The sequence below is a fragment of the Microbacterium sp. ZXX196 genome (assembly GCF_009709595.1).
GTDB classification, from domain to species: domain Bacteria; phylum Actinomycetota; class Actinomycetes; order Actinomycetales; family Microbacteriaceae; genus Microbacterium; species Microbacterium excoecariae.
This window is the reverse complement of sequence record NZ_WMEE01000338.1, coordinates 1-256: the sequence shown is the minus strand read 5'-3', so window position 1 is coordinate 256 and position 256 is coordinate 1. Positions and strand designations below refer to the sequence as shown.

At 25.8% G+C, this 256-nt stretch carries 1 protein-coding gene; it reads left to right on the top strand.

The window, feature by feature from the left end:
- Positions 1 to 50: 50 nt before the first annotated feature.
- Positions 51 to 256, top strand: a 206-nt coding sequence (locus tag GJQ66_RS13260; RefSeq protein ID WP_368732942.1) for a hypothetical protein, incomplete at its 3' end; no start/stop codon positions are given.

Below are 256 nucleotides of genomic sequence, written 5' to 3'. Positions count from 1 at the left end.
AAGGTAAATGCAATACTTAAACAAAACAATTAAAAATAGAAGGTATTATTATGAGGATACAAAATTCCCTAAAAAATATATTATTCGGTTTGTGTGGACAAATAATTAGTATTGGTATGGGGTTTATTGTTAGAACTGTTTTTATTTATATACTTGGCATAGAATATTTAGGGGTGGATGGACTTTTTACAAGTATATTAATTATGTTTTCGCTAGCTAATTTGGGTTTTGATACTGCTATAATTTATAGTTTATA